The sequence below is a fragment of the Actinosynnema pretiosum genome (assembly GCF_024171695.1).
GTDB classification, from domain to species: Bacteria; Actinomycetota; Actinomycetes; order Mycobacteriales; family Pseudonocardiaceae; genus Actinosynnema; species Actinosynnema pretiosum.
Window position 1 is genome coordinate 26301 of sequence record NZ_JAMTCF010000032.1, and the last position, 18319, is coordinate 44619.

At 72.8% G+C, this 18319-nt stretch carries 15 protein-coding genes; 3 read left to right on the forward strand and 12 right to left on the reverse strand.

All coding sequences use genetic code 11. The annotated features are described in order from the left end of the window. Positions 1 to 12: 12 nt before the first annotated feature. Positions 13 to 336, forward strand: coding sequence for a hypothetical protein (locus LV78_RS38830; protein ID WP_253851190.1), 324 nt, complete (start codon positions 13 to 15; stop codon positions 334 to 336). A 7-nt stretch (positions 337 to 343) separates the two neighbouring features. Here the strand turns inward: LV78_RS38830 and LV78_RS38835 are convergent, their stop codons facing one another. Next, positions 344 to 1738 carry a sensor histidine kinase gene (locus LV78_RS38835; RefSeq protein ID WP_253851191.1) on the reverse strand — a complete coding sequence of 465 codons (1395 nt, stop codon included), beginning with the start codon at positions 1736 to 1738 and terminating at the stop codon, positions 344 to 346. Beyond that, complete coding sequence (locus LV78_RS38840; RefSeq protein WP_096491580.1) at positions 1735 to 2412, reverse strand: response regulator transcription factor; 678 nt, start codon at positions 2410 to 2412, stop codon at positions 1735 to 1737. The genes LV78_RS38835 and LV78_RS38840 overlap by 4 nt, the downstream gene beginning before the upstream one ends. 112 nt (positions 2413 to 2524) lie before the next feature. On the opposite strand from LV78_RS38840, the gene LV78_RS38845 reads away from it, so the two are divergent. Beyond that, positions 2525 to 2995, forward strand: a complete 471-nt coding sequence (locus LV78_RS38845; protein ID WP_253851192.1) for a hypothetical protein — start codon at positions 2525 to 2527, stop codon at positions 2993 to 2995. A gap of 738 nt (positions 2996 to 3733) precedes the next feature. Continuing rightward, complete coding sequence (locus LV78_RS38850) at positions 3734 to 4024, forward strand: hypothetical protein (protein ID WP_253851193.1); 291 nt, start codon at positions 3734 to 3736, stop codon at positions 4022 to 4024. 109 nt (positions 4025 to 4133) lie between these two features. Here the strand turns inward: LV78_RS38850 and LV78_RS38855 are convergent, their stop codons facing one another. The 10 genes from LV78_RS38855 to LV78_RS41915 form a co-directional block, all read right to left on the reverse strand. Then, positions 4134 to 4880, reverse strand: coding sequence for a sirohydrochlorin chelatase (locus LV78_RS38855; RefSeq protein WP_372495047.1), 747 nt, complete (start codon positions 4878 to 4880; stop codon positions 4134 to 4136). Next, positions 4859 to 6046, reverse strand: a complete 1188-nt coding sequence (locus tag LV78_RS38860) for a uroporphyrinogen-III synthase (RefSeq protein ID WP_372495049.1) — start codon at positions 6044 to 6046, stop codon at positions 4859 to 4861. The genes LV78_RS38855 and LV78_RS38860 overlap by 22 nt, the downstream gene beginning before the upstream one ends. After that, a complete protein-coding gene (nirD, locus tag LV78_RS38865) occupies positions 6043 to 6363 on the reverse strand; it encodes a nitrite reductase small subunit NirD (RefSeq protein ID WP_308208809.1) in 321 nt (106 codons plus the stop codon). The genes LV78_RS38860 and nirD overlap by 4 nt, the downstream gene beginning before the upstream one ends. Before the next feature lie 14 nt (positions 6364 to 6377). Beyond that, positions 6378 to 8882 carry a nitrite reductase large subunit NirB gene (gene nirB / locus LV78_RS38870; protein WP_253851197.1) on the reverse strand — a complete coding sequence of 835 codons (2505 nt, stop codon included), beginning with the start codon at positions 8880 to 8882 and terminating at the stop codon, positions 6378 to 6380. A gap of 351 nt (positions 8883 to 9233) precedes the next feature. After that, positions 9234 to 10586, reverse strand: a complete 1353-nt coding sequence (locus LV78_RS38875; protein WP_253851198.1) for an MFS transporter — start codon at positions 10584 to 10586, stop codon at positions 9234 to 9236. A 165-nt stretch (positions 10587 to 10751) separates the two neighbouring features. Beyond that, positions 10752 to 12188 carry an FAD-dependent oxidoreductase gene (locus LV78_RS38880; protein ID WP_253851199.1) on the reverse strand — a complete coding sequence of 479 codons (1437 nt, stop codon included), beginning with the start codon at positions 12186 to 12188 and terminating at the stop codon, positions 10752 to 10754. A gap of 282 nt (positions 12189 to 12470) precedes the next feature. Further along, positions 12471 to 14504, reverse strand: coding sequence for a molybdopterin oxidoreductase family protein (locus LV78_RS38885; RefSeq protein WP_344621322.1), 2034 nt, complete (start codon positions 14502 to 14504; stop codon positions 12471 to 12473). A gap of 143 nt (positions 14505 to 14647) precedes the next feature. Continuing rightward, positions 14648 to 15445: a TIGR02569 family protein gene (locus LV78_RS38890; protein ID WP_253851200.1), complete on the reverse strand. Its 798-nt coding sequence runs from the start codon at positions 15443 to 15445 to the stop codon at positions 14648 to 14650. A gap of 477 nt (positions 15446 to 15922) precedes the next feature. Next, on the reverse strand, positions 15923 to 17095 hold the full coding sequence (gene moeZ / locus LV78_RS38895; protein WP_253851201.1) for an adenylyltransferase/sulfurtransferase MoeZ: 1173 nt from the start codon (positions 17093 to 17095) through the stop codon (positions 15923 to 15925). A 130-nt stretch (positions 17096 to 17225) separates the two neighbouring features. Continuing rightward, the gene (locus LV78_RS41915; RefSeq protein WP_253851202.1) at positions 17226 to 18260 is read right to left on the reverse strand and encodes a DUF3152 domain-containing protein; all 1035 of its coding nucleotides are present in this window, start codon (positions 18258 to 18260) and stop codon (positions 17226 to 17228) included. Positions 18261 to 18319: the final 59 nt, after the last annotated feature.

Genomic DNA, 18319 nt, shown 5'->3' on the forward strand with positions numbered 1-18319 from the left:
AGCCCGGTCGGCATGAGCGAGGAACCGCAGCAGGACCGGGAGTTAGCCACCGACGCCCCGCGCCCGCCGAAGGGCCACCACGTGATCATCGTGGCCGGGCTGGTCGGTCTCGTGGTGCTCGGTCTGGTGATCCCGAGCATGCGCGCCACCGCGTTCGCGGTGAACGACGACGTGATCTTCTACGTGGCCATGTACGTCCTGACCCTCGGCCCCATGTACGCCGACGACGGCATGGTGGCTGAGATGGCGGCCAAGCAGGCCGCCAGGGACGAGGTCCGGGCCCGCCGTGAGAACGCCGAGCGCGCCGCAGCCGGGGAAGACGCCCACGAGTCCTGACCGGGTGTTAAGCCCGGTCCTCGTCCAAGCGCTCCGGCCCTGCGGGACCCGCCACCACCGCAGGATCACCCGCGCCCGCCTCGGCGGACGGCTCGTCCCCGTCCTCGCGCCCCTCCCCCTCCCCCGCCTCAGCCCCGATCGGCAGCACCACCCGGAACGTCGCCCCGGGTCGCCCCATCTGCGGCGCCAGGCAGGTCAGTTCGCCCCCGTGCGCCCGCACCACGCCCCGCGCGATCGACAACCCCAACCCCGACCCGCCCCGCCGCCGGTCCCGCGACTCGTCGAGCCGCACCAGCCGGTCGAAGATCCGCTCCCGCTCCAGCAGCGGCACGCCCGGCCCGTTGTCCGACACCGTCAACCAGGCCCGGTCCCCGGCCCGCCACACCCGCAGCCGCACCACGCCCTCCGGCCCGGTGGCCTGCCGCGCGTTGTCCACCAAATTCACCAGCACCTGCGCCAACCGCTCCGCGTCCGCCACCACCACGACCCGCTCGCCCTCGGCCTCGACGTCCAGATCCGGCGCCAGCAACCGGCTCCGCGCCACCTCCGCCTCGGCCAGCCCGAGCAGGTCCACCGACCCCACCTGCAGCTCCAGCCCCGCGTCTATCCGCGCCAGCTGCAACAAATCGTCCACCAGCCGCCCGGCCCGCCGCGCCTCCCGCACCAGCAGCAGGTTGAACTGCTCCCGCTCCTCCGCCGACGAGCTCTGCACCAGCGCCTCGGCCACCGCCTGCACCCCGGCGATCGGGGTGCGCAGCTCGTGCGCCGCGTCCGCCACGAACCGCTTGGTCCGCTGCTCCGACCCCTCCAGCGAGTCGAGCATGTCGTCGAACGCCGCCGCAGCCCGCCCCAGCTCGTTCTCCACCCGCGACGGGTTGAGCCGGTGCCCGCGCCGCCCGGCCGCGATCGAGCGGGCCAGCGTCGTCATCGCGTCCAGCGGCGCCAGCGCCCGGCGCACCACCCACACCAGCGCCACCACCGCCCCGCCGATGGCCGCGAGCCCACCCGTCACCAGCACGCTCCGCAGCCGCGACTGCGCCGCAGACAGCACGCTCGTGTCCGCGTACAGCGTCACCGTGGACCCGTCCGCGAGGTTCCGGGTCACCTCCCGCCGCACGTCCCCGCTGGGCTCCTGCCCGAACTTCAGCCCGGTCGGCAGCTCCACCAGCACCCGGACGCCCCGGTTCTCCAGCCGGTTCACCAGCTCCGCGCCCCGCACCCGCTGCTTCACGAACTGCTGCGCCGCGCGCGCCTTGTCCTGGAGCACCGCGTCCATGTCCCGCCGCGACTGGGCCTCGAACTGCGAGTCCACCAGCAGCACCAGCCCGAGCACGACCACCGCCAGCACCGCCGCCGACGACACCGTGACCCGGCGCCGCAGCGAGACCGTGCGCAGGCTCACGAGTCCTCCGCGCGCAGCACGTACCCCAGTCCCCGGACGGTGTGCAGCAGCCGGGGCCCGTGCTCCTCCAGCTTCCGGCGCAGGGCGCTGACGTGCACCTCGACCAGGTTCGGGTCGTAGTCCTCGTACCCCCACACCGCCGTGAGGATCTGCGTCTTGCCGACGACCCGCCCCCGCTGCGCCGCCAGGTACCGCAGCAGCCGCAGCTCGGTGGCCGTCAGCTCGACCTGCGCGTTCCCCCGCACGACCACGGCCGAGTCCGCGTCGACGACCAGATCCCCGATCTGCACCGTCGACGGCGTGCGCCCCAGCCGCCGCAGCACCGCGCTCACCCGAGCCACGACCTCGGCGAGCACGAACGGCTTGGTCACGTAGTCGTCGGCCCCCCGGTCCAGCCCGCGCAGCCGGTCCTGCACCCCGTCCCGAGCAGTGAGCATCACCACACCGGCCCCGCTCCCCCGCCGGATCACCTCCAGCAGCGCGAACCCGTCACGCCCTGGAAGCATCACGTCCAGCACGACGAGGTCAGGCCGGAACCGCGTCAACTCCCCTTCCAGATCACGCCCGTCGGGCCGAACCCGCACCTGGTAACCCTGCTCGCGCAGGGCCGAGCCCACCGCGGCCCCGATAGCCTCCGCGTCCTCGATCACCAGCACCCTGGCAGCAGTTGGCACGGTCCCATTCTGCGACCGATCGCCCTCCCGCGTCCGCCGACCTTCAGCCCACGCTCAGCTGCACACCCGAGCCCCCACGACAACCCGACACGCCGTCTGCCAACATCCACCCGTGGCGCTTCGGCTCAACCCCGTCCGGTGGGCGCTCGTGCTCCTCGTCGTCGGCCTCGCCGCGATAGCGGTGGTGGTCGCCCTGTCCTGGCCGGAAGGCACAGCGGAGGGCGCGCTGACCGAGGCCACCGTGACCACCCCGGCCCCGTGCAGCGGCCCGGAGGCCTTCGACCGAGTCGCCTACGACCTGGACGGCACCCGCCACGAGGCCAAGCTGGACGGCTGCGGCCACAGCGAGAACGAGGTCGTGCGCGTGATCGTGCGGGCGGGCGCGACGGCGGACACCCTGCTCCAGTCGGCGAGCACCGTGCCGGACGACACCGTGCCGTTGGCGGGCCGCCTGAGCGGAATGCTGGTCTGCCTGAGCGGCCTGGCGGGAGGCCTCTACGCCTACCTACTGATCCGCCGCAGCACCACCCCACTGCCCACACCACTGCCCGCGCTGATCCCTCGGAACGGGGTCACGCCCTAACCGGACCGGGGTCAGGCCCACCCCCCCTGACCGGAGGGGCGACCGGACGGGACGAACGCTCACCAAACTGCCAACTGTTGACTGCCAACAGTTGACAGCAATCCGCTGACCAGCAGCGACGCACGGCGAGCGAACAATTTGTCCCCAAACTGGTGAACTTTGATGACAGCACACGCAAAGCAGAAGGCAAGGGGGAGGACCGCTCGGGAAGGCAGGAGTAGATGGGGGCGCGTGCAAAACCGAAGGCGAGTGAGCCTGAAGAAGCACGCCAGGTAGAAGGCGCACGCAAGCCGGGCCGGTCGACGTAGGCGCCTCGCGGGCTGCAGGGCGAGCGCAGCGAGCCCGCAGCACCCCGTTCCGCGCGTCCCTCGTCTCCGTTTGGCCTGGCGAAGCCCGAGCGCAGGTGTCAAGACGCCGCCGCACCGCCCGGCAGACCACACGAGTCAAACGGCGTCTTGACGCCTGTGCTTGCCTGAAAGGAGGCCAAACGGAGACGAGGGACCCCACCCACCGCAGTCCTTCGCCGTAAACCGGACCACCAACAAAACGGCCACCGGCCGGCAGAGCCCGTCCCTCTCGTTTTTGGAGGCCTGCCCCGCCGGCGAGGCGAGCCCTTCAGCTCTTGATCTTGCAACTCGCCAAGCAGCGAAGATCACCAGAAATATTCGCCGGCGACGCTCCTCGCCGAGTCTCTATGTTGGACAGCTCTCAACTCAGCCGAAGGAGCAGATCCACAGCATGGCGAAGTACACCCCTGGGATGACCGTGATGTTCAAGCACCAGAAGCACGTGGTCCTCAAGACGAACCTGAAGGCCGACGGCAAGGACGCGCTGATGATCACGCCGCTGCACAAGGACAAGCCGTCCGGCGACGCCTCCTACATCAGGGCGAACACCAGTTGGGACTACCGCTGGTTCCAGCTCGGTCATGGAACGGTCGTCGAGACCGCCACGGTCTCCAACACCGGCAGCTTCCCGTTCTCCCTCAACGGAGAGACGCTGAAGACCCTCCTGAAGGCGCTGAACTAGGTCCTCCAGCGCTCTAGGGACGTCCCCGCGCCCACTTGCCCCACCGGTACGCCGCACTGCGGCACCTGAGGCACGCGGGGGAGGGAGGAGCCCCGTCCGCCGCCGCTCCTCAAGCCGCCCAACGCGAACAACGTCCCTGGTAATACCTCAACAAAACCGCCTCAACCACCCGCTCATGCGCCCCGATCGGCTCAGACACGACCTCGGCGCCACACTCCCGCATCCCCCGGTGGAAAACCCCAGGCGCCAACAACCACGACGCCACCGCAACCCGCCCACCGCTACCACCAGCACCAGCCGCGACCTCAGCCACCACATCCCCAATCCGAGGCGAAGCAGTAGCCGCATACCCCACCCGAACCGGCCCCCCAACCCGCCGCGCCAGCACCTCCGCGACCTCCCGAACCTCCCCCAACGCCCGAGCGTCCGAAGACCCAGCCGCCCCGAGCACAACCGGGTCCCCCTCCCGCCACCCGGCTTCCCGCAACCGCTCCACCACCGCAGGCACCACCGCCGCCCCGATCGGCTCCGTGATCACCACATCCCGGTGCCCGGACGCCACGACCTGCGCAGGCACGTCAACCCGCACGTGGTACCCCGCCGCCAAGAACGCGGGCACCACCACCGCCGCCCCCCGAACCTCCCGCAGCACCGCGGTCACATCAGGCTGCCGCACATCCGCGTACGCGACCCGAACGTCGACCCCACCCCGCTCCCGCACCAACCGCGCGATCTCCTCGACGACCACACCCCCACCCGGATGCCGAGTCCCGTGCGCCACCAGAACCAGCACGTCGCCCGCTCCACCCGCGCCGCTCACACCGCTCACGCCGCTCACACCGCCACCCCACCGCACTCGAACCGCGAAGGCTCCACCGCCAACCGGTACCCCCGCTTCACCACGGTGGCCACCACCCCCGGATCGCCCAACGCAGTCCGCAACCGCCCCACCGCCGTCTCCACCGCGTGCTCCTCCCCACCCCCTGGCAACGCCGCCAACAACTCCCGCCGCGACACCACCCGCCCCCGCGCCTCCACCAACGCCCGCAGCACCGCCATCGGCGCAGGCGCGACAGGCCGCAACTCCCCGTCCACCAGCACCCCCTGCCCCCGCAGCTCGATCTCCCGCCCCTCCACGGGAACCCGAACCGCCCGAGCAGGCAGCTCCACCACGACCTCCCGAGCCAACGCCCCCATCCGCGCCCGCCCCGGCTGCACAACGGGAATCCCCACCGCCACCAGCGGCCCGGCCGCGATCGCCCCCACGCACACCACCAGCACCCGCCGCAACGCCGCGAGCACCTCCTCGTACCGCCCCATCTGCCGAGCCACGTCCAACACCGACGCCGCCGCCGGGGCCGACGTGAACGTCATCGCGTCCACCTGCCCCGACAGCACCCCCTCCAACAACCGCTCCAGCGGTCCGGGATCAGCGGGCCCGGTCCACCGGTACACCGGCACCTCGACCACCTCCGCCCCGGCGTCCCGCAGCGCCCCGGTGAACTCCGGCAGCGGAATCCCGTGCAACTGCACCGCGATCCGCTTCCCCGCCACCCCCAACCCCAGCAGGTGCTCCAGCAGCTCCGCGTTGGACTCGCTCGACGGCGACCAGTCCTCCACCAACCCGGCGGCCCGCACCGCGCCCCGGGCCTTCGGCCCGCGCGCCAGCAGCAACCCGTCCCCGAGCGCCGCCAGCAACCGAGCCCCGAGCCCCCACCCCTCGGCAGCCTCGACCCACCCCCGGAACCCGATCCCGGTGGTCGCCACCACCGCGTCGACCGGCCGGGCGAGCACCAGCTCCGTGGCCTCCAACAACTTCGCGTCGTCGTGCAGCGGCACGATCCGGATCGCCGGCCCGTGCAGCACCGCGGCGCCCTTGCGCTCCAGCAGCGCCACCAGCTCCTCCGCGCGCCGAGCGGCCGTGACCCCCACGGTGAACCCCGCGAGCGGACCGACCCCACCCCCAGCCCCACCACCCGCAGCCCCAGCCCCCCCGCCCCCGACGCCCTCGCCCCCGGTCACGGCGCGCCCACCCGCACGACGCCGTCCACCACGCTGACCGGGTACGACGCCACCAGCACCGACGGGTCGTCCAAGCACTTCCCGGTGCTCAGCTCGAACGCCTGCTTGTACAGCGGCGAGATCACCACGGGCACCCCGCCCCGGTCCCCGACGATGCCGCGCGAGAGCACGGCCGCGCCGCTGAACGGGTCGACGTTGCCGAGCGCGTGCAGCTCCCCGTCGCTGGTGAGGAACAGCGCCACCTGCGTCCCGTCGGGCAGCAGGGCGGCGACGCCGCGCTCGGGCTGCAGCGCGCTCAGCTCGCACACTGGAGTCATGGGGCACACTCCTGTCATCGGGCCACCTCAGGGATTCCGAGCACGACCGGCACGCGCTGGCCCCGCTCCTCGCGGAAGGAGATCGTGGGGTCGGGCGCTCCCGGCGCGTTCACGAACGACGTGAACCGCGCCAGCTTCTCCGGGTCGTCGAGCACTCCCCGCCACTCGTCGGCGTAGGAGTCGACGTGCTTGGCCATCGCGGCTTCCAGGTCAGCGCAGATGCCGAGGCTGTCGTGCACGATCACGTCGCGCAGGTGGTCGAGCCCGCCCTCCATGGACTCGATCCACGGCGCCGTGCGCTGGAGCTTGTCGGCGGTGCGGATGTAGAACACCAGGAACCGGTCGATGATCTTGATCAACGTCTCCGTGTCCACGTCGGACACTAGGAGCTCGGCGTGCCGGGGCGTGAACCCGCCGTTGCCGCCGACGTACAGGTTCCACCCGTTCTCCGTCGCGATGACCCCGAAGTCCTTGCCGCGCGCCTCCGCGCACTCGCGCGCGCACCCCGACACCGCCGACTTGAACTTGTGCGGCGACCGCAGCCCCCGGTAGCGCAGCTCCAGCTCGATCGCGAGCCCCACCGAGTCCTGCACGCCGAAGCGGCACCAGGTCGACCCGACGCAGGACTTCACCGTGCGCAGCGACTTCCCGTAGGCGTGCCCGGACTCGAACCCCGCGTCCACCAACCGCCGCCAGATGTGCGGCAGCTGGTCCACGGTCGCCCCGAACAGGTCGATCCGCTGCCCGCCGGTGATCTTCGTGTAGAGCCCGTAGTCCCGCGCCACCTCGCCGATCACGATCAGCTTCTCCGGCGTGATCTCGCCGCCGGGGATGCGCGGCACCACCGAGTAGGTGCCGTTGCGCTGGATGTTCGCCAGGAACCGGTCGTTGGTGTCCTGGAGCGTGACCTGCTCGCCGCCCAGGATGTGCCCGTTCTCCAGCGAGGCCAGGATCGAGGCGACGGCGGGCTTGCACAGGTCGCACCCCCGCCCGCTGCCGTACCTGGCGACCAGCTCGCTGAACGTCCCGATCCCGGTGGAGCGGACGATCTCGAACAGCTCGGCGCGGGACTGCGGGAAGTGCTCGCACAGCGCGCGGGACTGCTCGACCCCGCACTCCGCCAACAACTTCTTCAGCATCGGCACGCACGAGCCGCAGCCGGTGCCCGCCTTGGTGCAGGCCTTGATGCCCGGCACGTCCACGGCCTGACCGCTGGTGATCACGTCGGTGATCTGCTGCTTGGTGACCGCGTGGCAGGAGCACACCTGCGCGTCCGCGGGCAGCGCCAGCTCGACCGCCGCCGCGCCGATGAGGGACACCGGGTCGCCGGGCACCGGGCGGCCGACGAGCGGGCGCAGCGCCGCGTACCTGGAGGCGTCGCCGACGAGCACGCCGCCGAGGAGGGTCTTGGCGTCGTCGGAGACGACGACCTTGGCGTACGTGCCCGCCACGGCGTCGTTGACCACGACCTCCAGCGCGCCGGGCGCGGTCGCGTGCGCGTCGCCGAACGAGGCGACGTCGACGCCGAGCAGCTTGAGCTTGGTGGAGGTGTCCGCGCCGGGGAACTCCGCCGCCCCGCCGAGCAGCCGGTCCGCGACCACCTCGGCCATCGCGTAGCCGGGCGCGACCAGCCCGTACACCGCGCCGCCGACGAGCGCGCACTCGCCGATGGCGTACACGTCCGGGTCGGAGGTGCGGCAGCCGCCGTCCACGACGACGCCGCCGCGCGGGCCGACGTCGAGCCCGGCCGCGCGGGCCAGCTCGTCGCGGGGCCGGATGCCCGCCGAGAACACCACGACGTCCAGGTCCAGCTCGCGGCCGTCGGACAGGGTGGCGGCGAGCCGGTCGCCGTCGCGGGTGACGGCTGCGGCCGAGACCCCGGTGTGGACGGTCAGGCCGAGCTTCTCGACCATGCGCTTGAGCAGCGCGCCGCCGCCCTCGTCGACCTGGATCGGCATCAGGCGCGGGCCCAGCTCGACCACGTGCGGGGAGATCCCCATGCCGCGCAGGGCGTTCGCGGCCTCCAGGCCGAGCAGCCCGCCGCCGAGGACCATGCCCGCGCGGCGGCCGACGCCCCGGTGCCCCGCGCCCCGGCGTTTCGCTGCCTCGACGGTCGCCCGGATCGCGTCCAGGTCGTCGATGGTGCGGTAGACGTGGCAGCCGGGCAGGTCGCGGCCGGGGACCGGCGGCACGAACGCGCTGGAGCCGGTGGCCAGCACGAGCGCGTCGTAGGCCAGCTCGGCCCCGGCGGAGGTGCGCACGCGCTTGGCCGCGCGGTCGACCTCGGTGACCGACTCGCCGAGGCGCAGCTCCACCGCGTCGTCGTGCGGCTCCAGCGCGAGGGTCGTCGCGTCCCAGGTGTCGACGTAGCTGGAGAGCGCGACCCGGTCGTACGCGGCCCTGGGCTCCTCGGCCAGGACCACCACGCGCCAGGTCCCGTCGACGTCCCTCTCCCGCACCGCCTGGACCAGGCGGTGCCCGACCATGCCGTGACCGACGACCAGAAGCGTCCGCGTCATCGAAACCAACCTCCTCCGACCCGGAGAAATGCTTACCGGGAACGGTATCGCTGGAAAGACGTGCGAGTTTCGCGAGCGTTAAAGCACGCTCACGCCGCACGTCAGGGGCTTGTGCGCGGGGTCCGCGCTTCCGGTGGGCGGCTTGTCGGCCTTACCACGCGGTCGGGCGTTTCTGCCGTACGAACGTTCGTTTTCCAATGGTTCCGACCATTCCGGAAAACCCCGGAATTCAACGGCCGACCTGCGCGGTCAGCGGTTCCGCGACGCTGCGGGACCGGACCGCTCCTCACCCCTCCGGGGGTCTTTTTTGTGGCCGTGCTCACACGTTCTTGATCAATTCGGACGCGCGGCTCAGATCCCCGCGTGCGCCAGGCTGGGCGCCCGGCCGAACGAGGCGCGGCGCAGGTAGAACCACCACGTGGTGACCACGCACAGCGCGTAGAACCCGAGGAACGCCGTCAGCGCGGGCGCGATGGTCTGGCCGCCCTCCAGGGAGAACTTGAGCACCAGGTTGACCAGCACCCCGCCGAACGCCCCCACCGCGCCCGCGATGCCGACCACGGCGGCGGCCTGCCGCTTGGCCGACGCGGTGTCCGCGACCTGCGTCGCGAAGATCGCCGGGATCATCCGGTAGGTCGAGCCGTTCCCCAGGCCGGTCAGCACGAACAGCGCGATGAACGAGCCGAAGAACAGCGGGAAGCTGCCCGCCTCCACGCTCACCAGCACGCCGACGCACCCCAGCGCGAGCCCGGTGAACACGCCGACGGTGACCCGCGCGCCGCCGAGCCGGTCCGCCAGCCAGCCGCCGAGCGGCCGGGTCACCGAGCCGATGAGCGCGCCGAGGAACGCCAGCGCCACGAAGCCCTTCTGCTCGACGAAGCTGATCTTGATCAGCGACGGGAAGGCGAACGAGAAGCCGATGAACGAGCCGAACGTGCCGATGTAGAGCAGCGACATGACCCAGGTGTGCCGGTTGGTCAGCGCCAGCCGGTAGGAGGTGCCGTCCGGCTTGGCCTCGGTGAGGCTGTCCATGAACAGCCACGCGCAGGCCGTGGACACGACCACGAACGGCATCCACACCAGCGCCGCGTAGGCCAGGTTCAGCCCGGTGCCCCAGGTGATCACGATCGGCACGACCAGCTGCACCATCGCCACGCCGAGGTTGCCGCCCGCCGCGTTCAGGCCGAGCGCGAGGCCCTTCCTGCCCTCCGGGTAGAAGAACGAGATGTTCGCCATCGACGAGGAGAAGTTCCCGCCGCCGAACCCGGTCGTCGCGGCGGTGAGCAGGAAGAACCAGTACGGCGTCCCCGGCGTGCTGACCGCGTGGGCCAGCATCGCGCACGGGATCAGCAGCATCCCCGCGCTGAACGCCGTCCACGCCCGACCGCCGAAGCGCGGCACCGCGAACGTGTAGGGCACCCGCAGCACCGCGCCCACCAGGTTGGGCACGATCAGCAGCCAGAAGGTCTGCCCCACCGAGAACGCGAACCCGACCTGGCCGAGGCTGACCACGACGATGCTCATCAGGCTCCACACCGTGAAGCCGAGGTTCTCCGCGAGGATGGAGAACACCAGGTTCTTGCGCGCGACCCTCCTGCCATCGCGCGCCCAGAACTCCGGGTCCTCGGGCTCCCACCGGTCGATCCACCGCCCACCGCGCCCGCTCCGCGCGACCGCGACCCGATCCGCCCGCACCGTGCTCATCGAGACCTCCAGAACCGCCGATCGCTTGGGGGGCAACCTAAGGAGCCGCGGTTACCCCGGCGTGCGATCGCGTGTCGTGCCGGGCAATTCCCCCGCACAGCCGGTGATGGGGGGTTGTGAGGGAAGAGCGCGGGGGTCACCGGGCAGCGCCGGACGACCCCGCGCTCACTCTGCGGCGGCCAACCACTCCGCGATCCCGCACACCGCGTCCCGGCACCCGCCGCACCCGGTGCTCGCGCGGGTCGCCTCCACCAGCCCCGGCACCGAGCGCGCACCGGCCCGCCAGGCGTTCACCAGCTGCCCCTTGCTGACCGTGTTGCACCGGCACACCACCGCACCGGCGGGCAGGTCGGCCGGACTGGCCTCGGCGGTGGCCCCGGCGGGCAGCGCGCGCCCCAGCAGCAGCCCGAGCCGGTCCGAGGGCGCGGGCAGCCCCCGGTCGTACAGCTGGGTCACCGCAGCAGCCGCGTCCGGGACGCCCAGCAGGATCGCCCCGGCAACCCGCTCGTCGCGCAGCACGAGCTTCGCGTACCGCCCGCGCGCCGGGTCAGCCAGCGCCAGCACCTCGGCCCGCTCGTCGTCCACGTCCACGTGCACCTCGCCCAGCGCCACCAGGTCGACGTCCCGCGCCTTGAGCCGGGTGACCGCGCCGCCGCCCCGGTACCGGGCGGCCGGGTCGGTCCCGGTGAGCCGGTCGGCGAGCACGGCGGCCTGCTCCCACGCGGGCTGCACCAGCCCGGTCGGGGCGCCCTCGTGCTGGGCGCAGTCGCCGATGGCGTGCACCCTCGGGTCGTCGGTGCGCAGCGCGTCGTCCACCAGCACGCCCCGGTCGACGGCGATCCCGGCCTGCGCGGCCAGCTCCACCGAGGGCCGCACGCCCGCCGCCACCACGAGCAGGTCGGCGGCCAGCCGCGTCCCGTCCGCCAGCCGCAGCCCTTCGCCGGGCTCGTACCGCTCGGCGACCGCGCCGAGCCGGAACTCCACCCCCAGCCCGGTGAGCGCCCTGGCGAGCACCCGCCCGGCGCCCGCGTCGAGCTGCCGCTCCATCAGGTGCGCCCGGTGGTGCACGACGGTGACCAGGCACCCGCGCGCCGCCAGCCCGCGCGCGGCCTCCAGCCCGAGCAGCCCGCCGCCGAGCACCACGACGGGCGCGCCGGGCCGGGCCGCCGAGGTGATGGCGGCGCAGTCGTCCAGGGTCCGGAACGCGACCGCGCCGGGCGCGAGCACCCCGTCCACCCCGACCAGTCCGGGCACCGGCGGCAGCCACGGCCGGGCGCCGGTGGCGAGCACGAGCGCGTCGTAGGGCACCTCGTCGTCGTCCACCTGCACGACCCGCCGCACCCGGTCGACCTTGCCGACCGACGCGCCCAGCCGCAGGTCCACCCCGGACCTCTCCGCCCAGTCGGGTGCGTGCAACCGCACCGACCCCGGCGGCAGCGACCCGGCGACGACGCTGGAGAGCAGCACCCGGTTGTACGCGGGGTGGCTCTCCGCGCCGAGCAGGGTGAGCCCGACCCGCTCCCCGCCGGGGTCGCGCCGCAGCACCTCCTCGGCGAACCTGGCGCCCGCCATGCCATGTCCCACAACGACAACGCGCCTCATGCTGGTGTCCCCCCACCCGCGCCAGCGGGTGGGAACCACCCACCGCGACACGAAAACCCTCGGCACCACACCACAACCCGACCACCAACCAACCGGAAGCGCGGCGCGAACGAAACCCCGCACGACAGCGATCGCCTTGTCACACCCGCTCCCCCACCCTCGCCAGTGGGTGGGAACCCACCCCACCGCGACACGAAGTCCCCAGGCCCCACACCAGAACCGGCCCACCAACCAACCGGGAGCGCCGCACCGACGAACCCCCGCACGGCAGCCGCTGCCACGTCACACCCGCTCCAACCGAACCGCGCACACCTTGAACTCCGGCATCCGGCTGACCGGGTCCAGCGCCGGGTTGGTCAGCAGGTTCGCGCGCCCGTCGCCGGGGAAGTGGAACGGCAGGAACACCAGGTCCACCCGCATCGACGCCACGCACCGCACCCGCGCGACCGCGCGCCCCCGCCGGGACACCACCGCCGCCATGCCGCCGTGCGCGAGCCCGGCCCGCCCTGCGGTGTCCGGGTGCACCTCCACGTACGCCTCCGGCTCCGCCGCGACCAGCTCGGCCACGAGCCGGGTCTGCGCCCCCGACTGGTAGTGCTGGAGCACCCGCCCGGTGGTGGCCTGCAGCGGGTACTCGGCGTCCGGCGGCTCGGCCGGTCCCCGGTGGTCGACGGCGGCGAACCTGGCCAGCCCGTCCGGGTGCGCGAACCGGTCGAGGAACAGCCGGGGCGTGCTGTCCGGCACGACCGGCCAGTGCAGCGCCTCACCGGCCGCGAGCCGCTCGTAGGTCACCCCGGAGTAGTCGGCGAGCCCACCGGCGGAGGCGCGCCGCAGCTCCTCGAACACCACCTCGGGCTCCACCGGGAACCGCTCCCCCGGCTGCCCGAGCCGCTCGGCGAGCCCGCGCAGCACCTCCAGGTCGCTGCGCACCCCGTCCGGCGGACGCACGGCCCGCCGCCGCAGCAGCACCCGCCCCTCCAGGTTCGTCATGGTGCCGCTCTCCTCGGCCCACTGGGTCACCGGCAGCACCACGTCCGCGACCGCCGCCGTCTCGGACAGCACCAGGTCGGCCACCACGAGCAGGTCGAGCGCGGCCAACCGGTCGGCGACGTGCCCGGCGCGCGGCGCGGACACAACGACGTTGCTGCCGAACACCAGCAGCGCCTTGGGCCCGCCCGGTTCGCCGAGGGCGTCGAGCAGCTCGTAGGCGGACCGGCCTGGCCCCGGCAGCTCGTCCACGCCCCACACCCGCTGGACGTGCTCGCGCGCCGCCGGGTCGGTGATCTTGCGGTAGCCGGGCAGCTGGTCGGCCTTCTGGCCGTGCTCGCGCCCGCCCTGCCCGTTGCCCTGGCCGGTGAGGCAGCCGTACCCGGAGCCGGGCGCGCCGGGCAGGCCGAGCGCGAGGGCGAGGTTGATCCACGCCGACACCGCGTCCGCGCCGCTGGCGTGCTGCTCGGTGCCGCGCCCGGTGAGCACGTGGGCGCGGTCGGCCTCGGCGAGCAGCCGCACCGCCGCGCGCTGGTCGGCGACCGGCACCCCGGTGACCCGCTCGACCCGCTCCGGCCACCAGGTCGCGGCGATCCGCCAGGCGTCGTCGAACCCGGTGGTGCGCTCGGCGACGTAGGTCTCGTCCAGGTGCCCGTCGGCGACGGCGACGTGCAGCAGGCCGAGCGCGAGGGCCAGGTCGGTGCCCGGCGCGGGCGCGAGGTGGACGGCGGCCAGCTCGGCGGTGGCGGTGCGCCGGGGGTCCACGACGACGAGCGCCGCGCCGCGCAGGTGCTGGACGAACGGCGGCATGGTCTCGGCCGGGTTGCCGCCCGCCAGCAGGACGGCCCCCGAGTCGTCCAGGTCGGTGACCGGGAACGGCATCCCCCGGTCGAGCCCGAACGCGCGCGTCCCGGCCGCCGCCGCGCTGGACATGCAGAACCGGCCGTTGTAGTCGATCTGCGAGGTGCCGAGGGCGACGCGGGCGAACTTGCCGAGCAGGTACGACTTCTCGTTGGTGAGCCCGCCGCCGCCGAACACGCCCACCGAGTCGGGCCCGTGGTCGCGGCGCAGCGCGGCGAGGCGGTCCGCGACGAGGTCCAGCGCCTCGTCCCAGGACGCCGGTCTCAGCTCGCCGCGCGACCCGTCCGGCGACCGGTCGCGCACGAGCGGGGTGGTCAGCCGGGCGGGCGAGGTGAGCAGCGCGGCGGACGTCCAGCCCTTCTGGCACAGCCCGCCCCGGTTGGTCGGGAACTCGCGGGGCGACACCTCGCCGTCGACGATCGTCATCGCGCACTGGAGCGCGCAGTACGGGCAGTGGGTGTCGGTCACCCGGACGACGGTAGGAACCGGCTGTTAACTCAGCGCAGTGCTGTGTTTCGGGCAGGCGAACTTGCCTGCGCAGCGGCGGTCCGGGCGCGGTGAGGAGTCACCGGACGGGTGTGGAACGGCGGGTCCCCGGCCTGCCGGACGGCTCAGAGCAGCTCGACCACGGTGCCCGCCGCCCGCTCCAGCCCCACCAGCGAACGGGCGCTGGACTGGGGGTGCAGCGCGTGCACCGCGAGGCGGAACAGGAGCGCGCGCAGCAGGACCTGCGGCCACTCCTCGAGGTGCGACCAGCGCTGGACCAGGCCCCGGTCGGCGCCGCCCCAGGAGAGCGCGTCCACGACCACGACGGCCGCGCCGTACGGGGCGGGGCGCCAGTAGGCGGCGAAGTCGATGATGGCGGGCGGGGCGTCGCCCGCGAACAGCACGTTCCCGAACAGGTCGCCGTGCACGACCTGCGGCTTCGCCGTGATCGGCTTGCGGTAGGAGGTCATCAGCTCGAACAGCCTGCCGCCCAGCTCGGGCCGCAGCGCGGTGCGCTCGTCGTCCCACGCGCACCGGTCCGCGAGGGCGAACAGGTCGGTCCTGGCGTCGAGGAAGCGGGGCTTGGTCAGGCCCGCCGTGGCCTCGTGGAGCCGCACGGCCACGTCGACCACGTCGTCGTGCCGGGGCTCGGCGCGGCCGGAGAGGTACTTGGTCGCGGCCCAGCCGCCGACGACGTAGCGCCCGTCGGTGGACCGCAGCGGTCTGGCCACCCGCAGGCCGTCGACGTCGAGCGCGTCCAGCGTCTTGGCGACCCAGGTGGCCTCGGCGGGCTTGCCCGCCGGCCGGATGGCGGCGTCACCGCACCGCCAGGCGGGGCCGCCGTCGATCAACTCCGGCTCGACGTCCCGCGCGCCGAACGCGGCGCGCACGTGCGACGGGGGAGGCTCCGGGGTCGGCGTCACGGAACCGCACGCTACCTGCAACAGCGCTCCGTGTGGTGGACCCCGGCCAGGCTCGTGTTGGTGTGGCACATCTCGTCACAAGCCGCACCAGTGCGGTTCCAACCGGTCAAACCGCCTACGCACAGCGACGAGCGCCGCGCAGCGGGGTGAACGCCCACCCCGAGCGGTCGAGCACGACGAGGTCCGGACGACCCGCACGGGCGCGGTCTCCGCAGCTCAACGGCGGTTCCACGGGGTGCATACCACCCGTCGCGCGATGGCGCCAGGGGTGCGACCGAAGCCACGTGGGACGGGCGGCCGAACCCCGGACTTGAGCTGCCAACTGTTGACAGTTGACAGCTCAAGTCGATCCCGTGACCGTCGAACGAGCCACCGCCCCACCCCCACCAGCGGACACGACTCCGCCCCGGACCCTGATCGGGTCCGGGGTGGAGGTCGACGTCACCCGGTCGGCGCCCGAGGGGGCAGCCGAGCCGGTCAGTACGTCGGCAGGCTCTGGTCGATCTGCCGCGCCCAGGCCAGCACCCCGCCGCCCACGTGCACGGCGTCCGCGAACCCGGCCCGGTGCAGCGCCGCCAGCGCCTCCGCCGAGCGCGCGCCCGACTTGCAGTGCAGCACGATCGGCTTGTCCTGCGGCAGCTCGGCCAGCGCCTCGCCGGACAGGATGCGGTCCTTCGGGATGAGCACCGACCCCGGAATCCGGACGATCTCGTACTCGTGCGGCTCCCGCACGTCGATCAGCACGAAGTCGTCCCCGGCGTCCTGCTTCTGCTTGAGCTCCAGCGGCGTGATGGTGCGCCCCGCCGCGGCCTGCTGCGCCTCGTCCGAGACGACCCCGCAGAACGCCTCGTAGTCGATCAGCTCGGTGATCTTCGGGCTCTCCGGGTCCTTGCGGATGCGGATCGTCCGGTACGACATCTCCAGCGCGTCGTACACCATCAGCCTGCCCAGCAGCGGGTCGCCGATGCCGGTCAGCAGCTTGATCGCCTCGGTCACCATGATCGAGCCGATCGACGCGCACAGCACGCCCAGCACCCCGCCCTCGGCGCACGACGGCACCATGCCGGGCGGCGGCGGCTCGGGGTAGAGGTCGCGGTAGTTCAGGCCCTGGCCGTTCGGGGCGTCCTCCCAGAAGACGCTCACCTGGCCCTCGAACCGGAAGATCGAGCCCCACACGTACGGCTTGCCCAGCAGCACGGCGGCGTCGTTGACCAGGTACCTGGTGGCGAAGTTGTCCGTGCCGTCCAGGATCAGGTCGTAGTCCCGGAAGACGTCCAGCGCGTTCTCCGAGGTGAGCTGCGCCTGGTGCAGCACGACCTTGACGAACGGGTTGATCTCCGCGACGGACTCGCGCGCCGACTCGGCCTTGGGCTTGCCGATGTCGGACTGGCCGTGGATGACCTGGCGCTGGAGGTTCGACTCGTCCACGACGTCGAAGTCCACGACGCCGAGCGTGCCGACCCCGGCGGCGGCCAGGTAGAGCAGCGCGGGGCTGCCGAGGCCACCCGCGCCGACCACGAGGACCTTCGCGTTCTTCAGCCGCTTCTGACCGTCGACGCCCACGTCGGGGATGATCAGGTGGCGGCTGTACCGCGCCACTTCTTCCTTGGTCAGCTCCGCTGCGGGCTCCACGAGCGGCGGAAGCGCCATGCTGCTCCTCCTCGACGTACACGTCCTGGCACCACTGGACAACACCAGACTCCCCCACCGTCTTCCCGCGTGGAAAACCGTCCCACCCAGTGGGCGGGCGGCGGTGGGCGGAACGGCGGCCTTCCGGGCCCTACTGGGGCGCGACCGGGAAGGCGTTCGGCGTGCAGACCTTGCCGTCGGCGGGCACCGCGCCCCGGTTGCTGGCGTCCACCTCGTTCAGCTTGGCCACGTAGTCGTTGGCCACCCCGAACGTCTGCTGCATCATCACCGGCGCGGGCCGACCGTCGTCCTTGCACGCCTCGTGCCCCTTGCCGAGCGCGTGCCCGACCTCGTGGTTGATGGCGTACTGCCGGTAGTTCGCGATGTCGTTGCTGAAGGCCTTCGCCCCGCGCACCCACCGCGACACGTTGATGACGACCTTGTCCCGGTCCGGGTTGTAGCAGGACGACTCGTACTGGATCTGGTTGCCGCACAGCCCGTGCGTGGTCTTCACGCTGGTCAGGCTGACCGAGAAGTCCTCGGACCCGTCGTCGACCCGCTGCATGGCCACGCTGCCCGTGCCGACCCAGCTGCGGTTGTCCGCGAGGTAGGCGTCGACGGTCCTGGCGAACGTGTCCGCGTCACCGCCGTAGTCGATCGGGTTGATCCCGTCCTCGATCTCGATGGCGTACTTGCGCAGCACGCCCTCCCCGACCTTCTCGGTCCGACCGGACACGGTCTTCCAGGTGCCCGCGCCCTGCTCCGTGTAGGAGGGGCCGTCGGGCAGCACGGCGGTCGGGATGTCGATCAGGGCGGTGTTGGCGGGCGGCGTCTCGTTGACCGTCGGCTGGTCGGCGTCCTCGTCCGAGCGCTCCTGGCCGAGCCCGCCGCCCTGCTGGGCGGTGGTGGTCCCGTCACCGTCCTGGGCGGCCGTGTCGAGCACGACCAGCGCGGTGAGCACGACCAGGACCGGCACGGCGTAGATCCGCCAGCCGTAGTTGCCGATGAGGTTCTTGATGCTCCGCTTGCGCTTGCGCGGCTTCGCGCCGTCCGGTTCCCACGCCGCCGCGAGCGGCTCGCCCGCCGTGCGGCGCGCCCCCCTGCGGTAGCGGTCCTCGGTGAGCGACGACCGGGCGGGAGCTGGGGAGGGAGCCGGTCCGCGCCGTTCCCCTGACGTCCGGTTCACGGGGCACAGGGTGCCACAAGCGGGCTCCCCCGGTTGATCCCACCACGACCGGAAAGGGT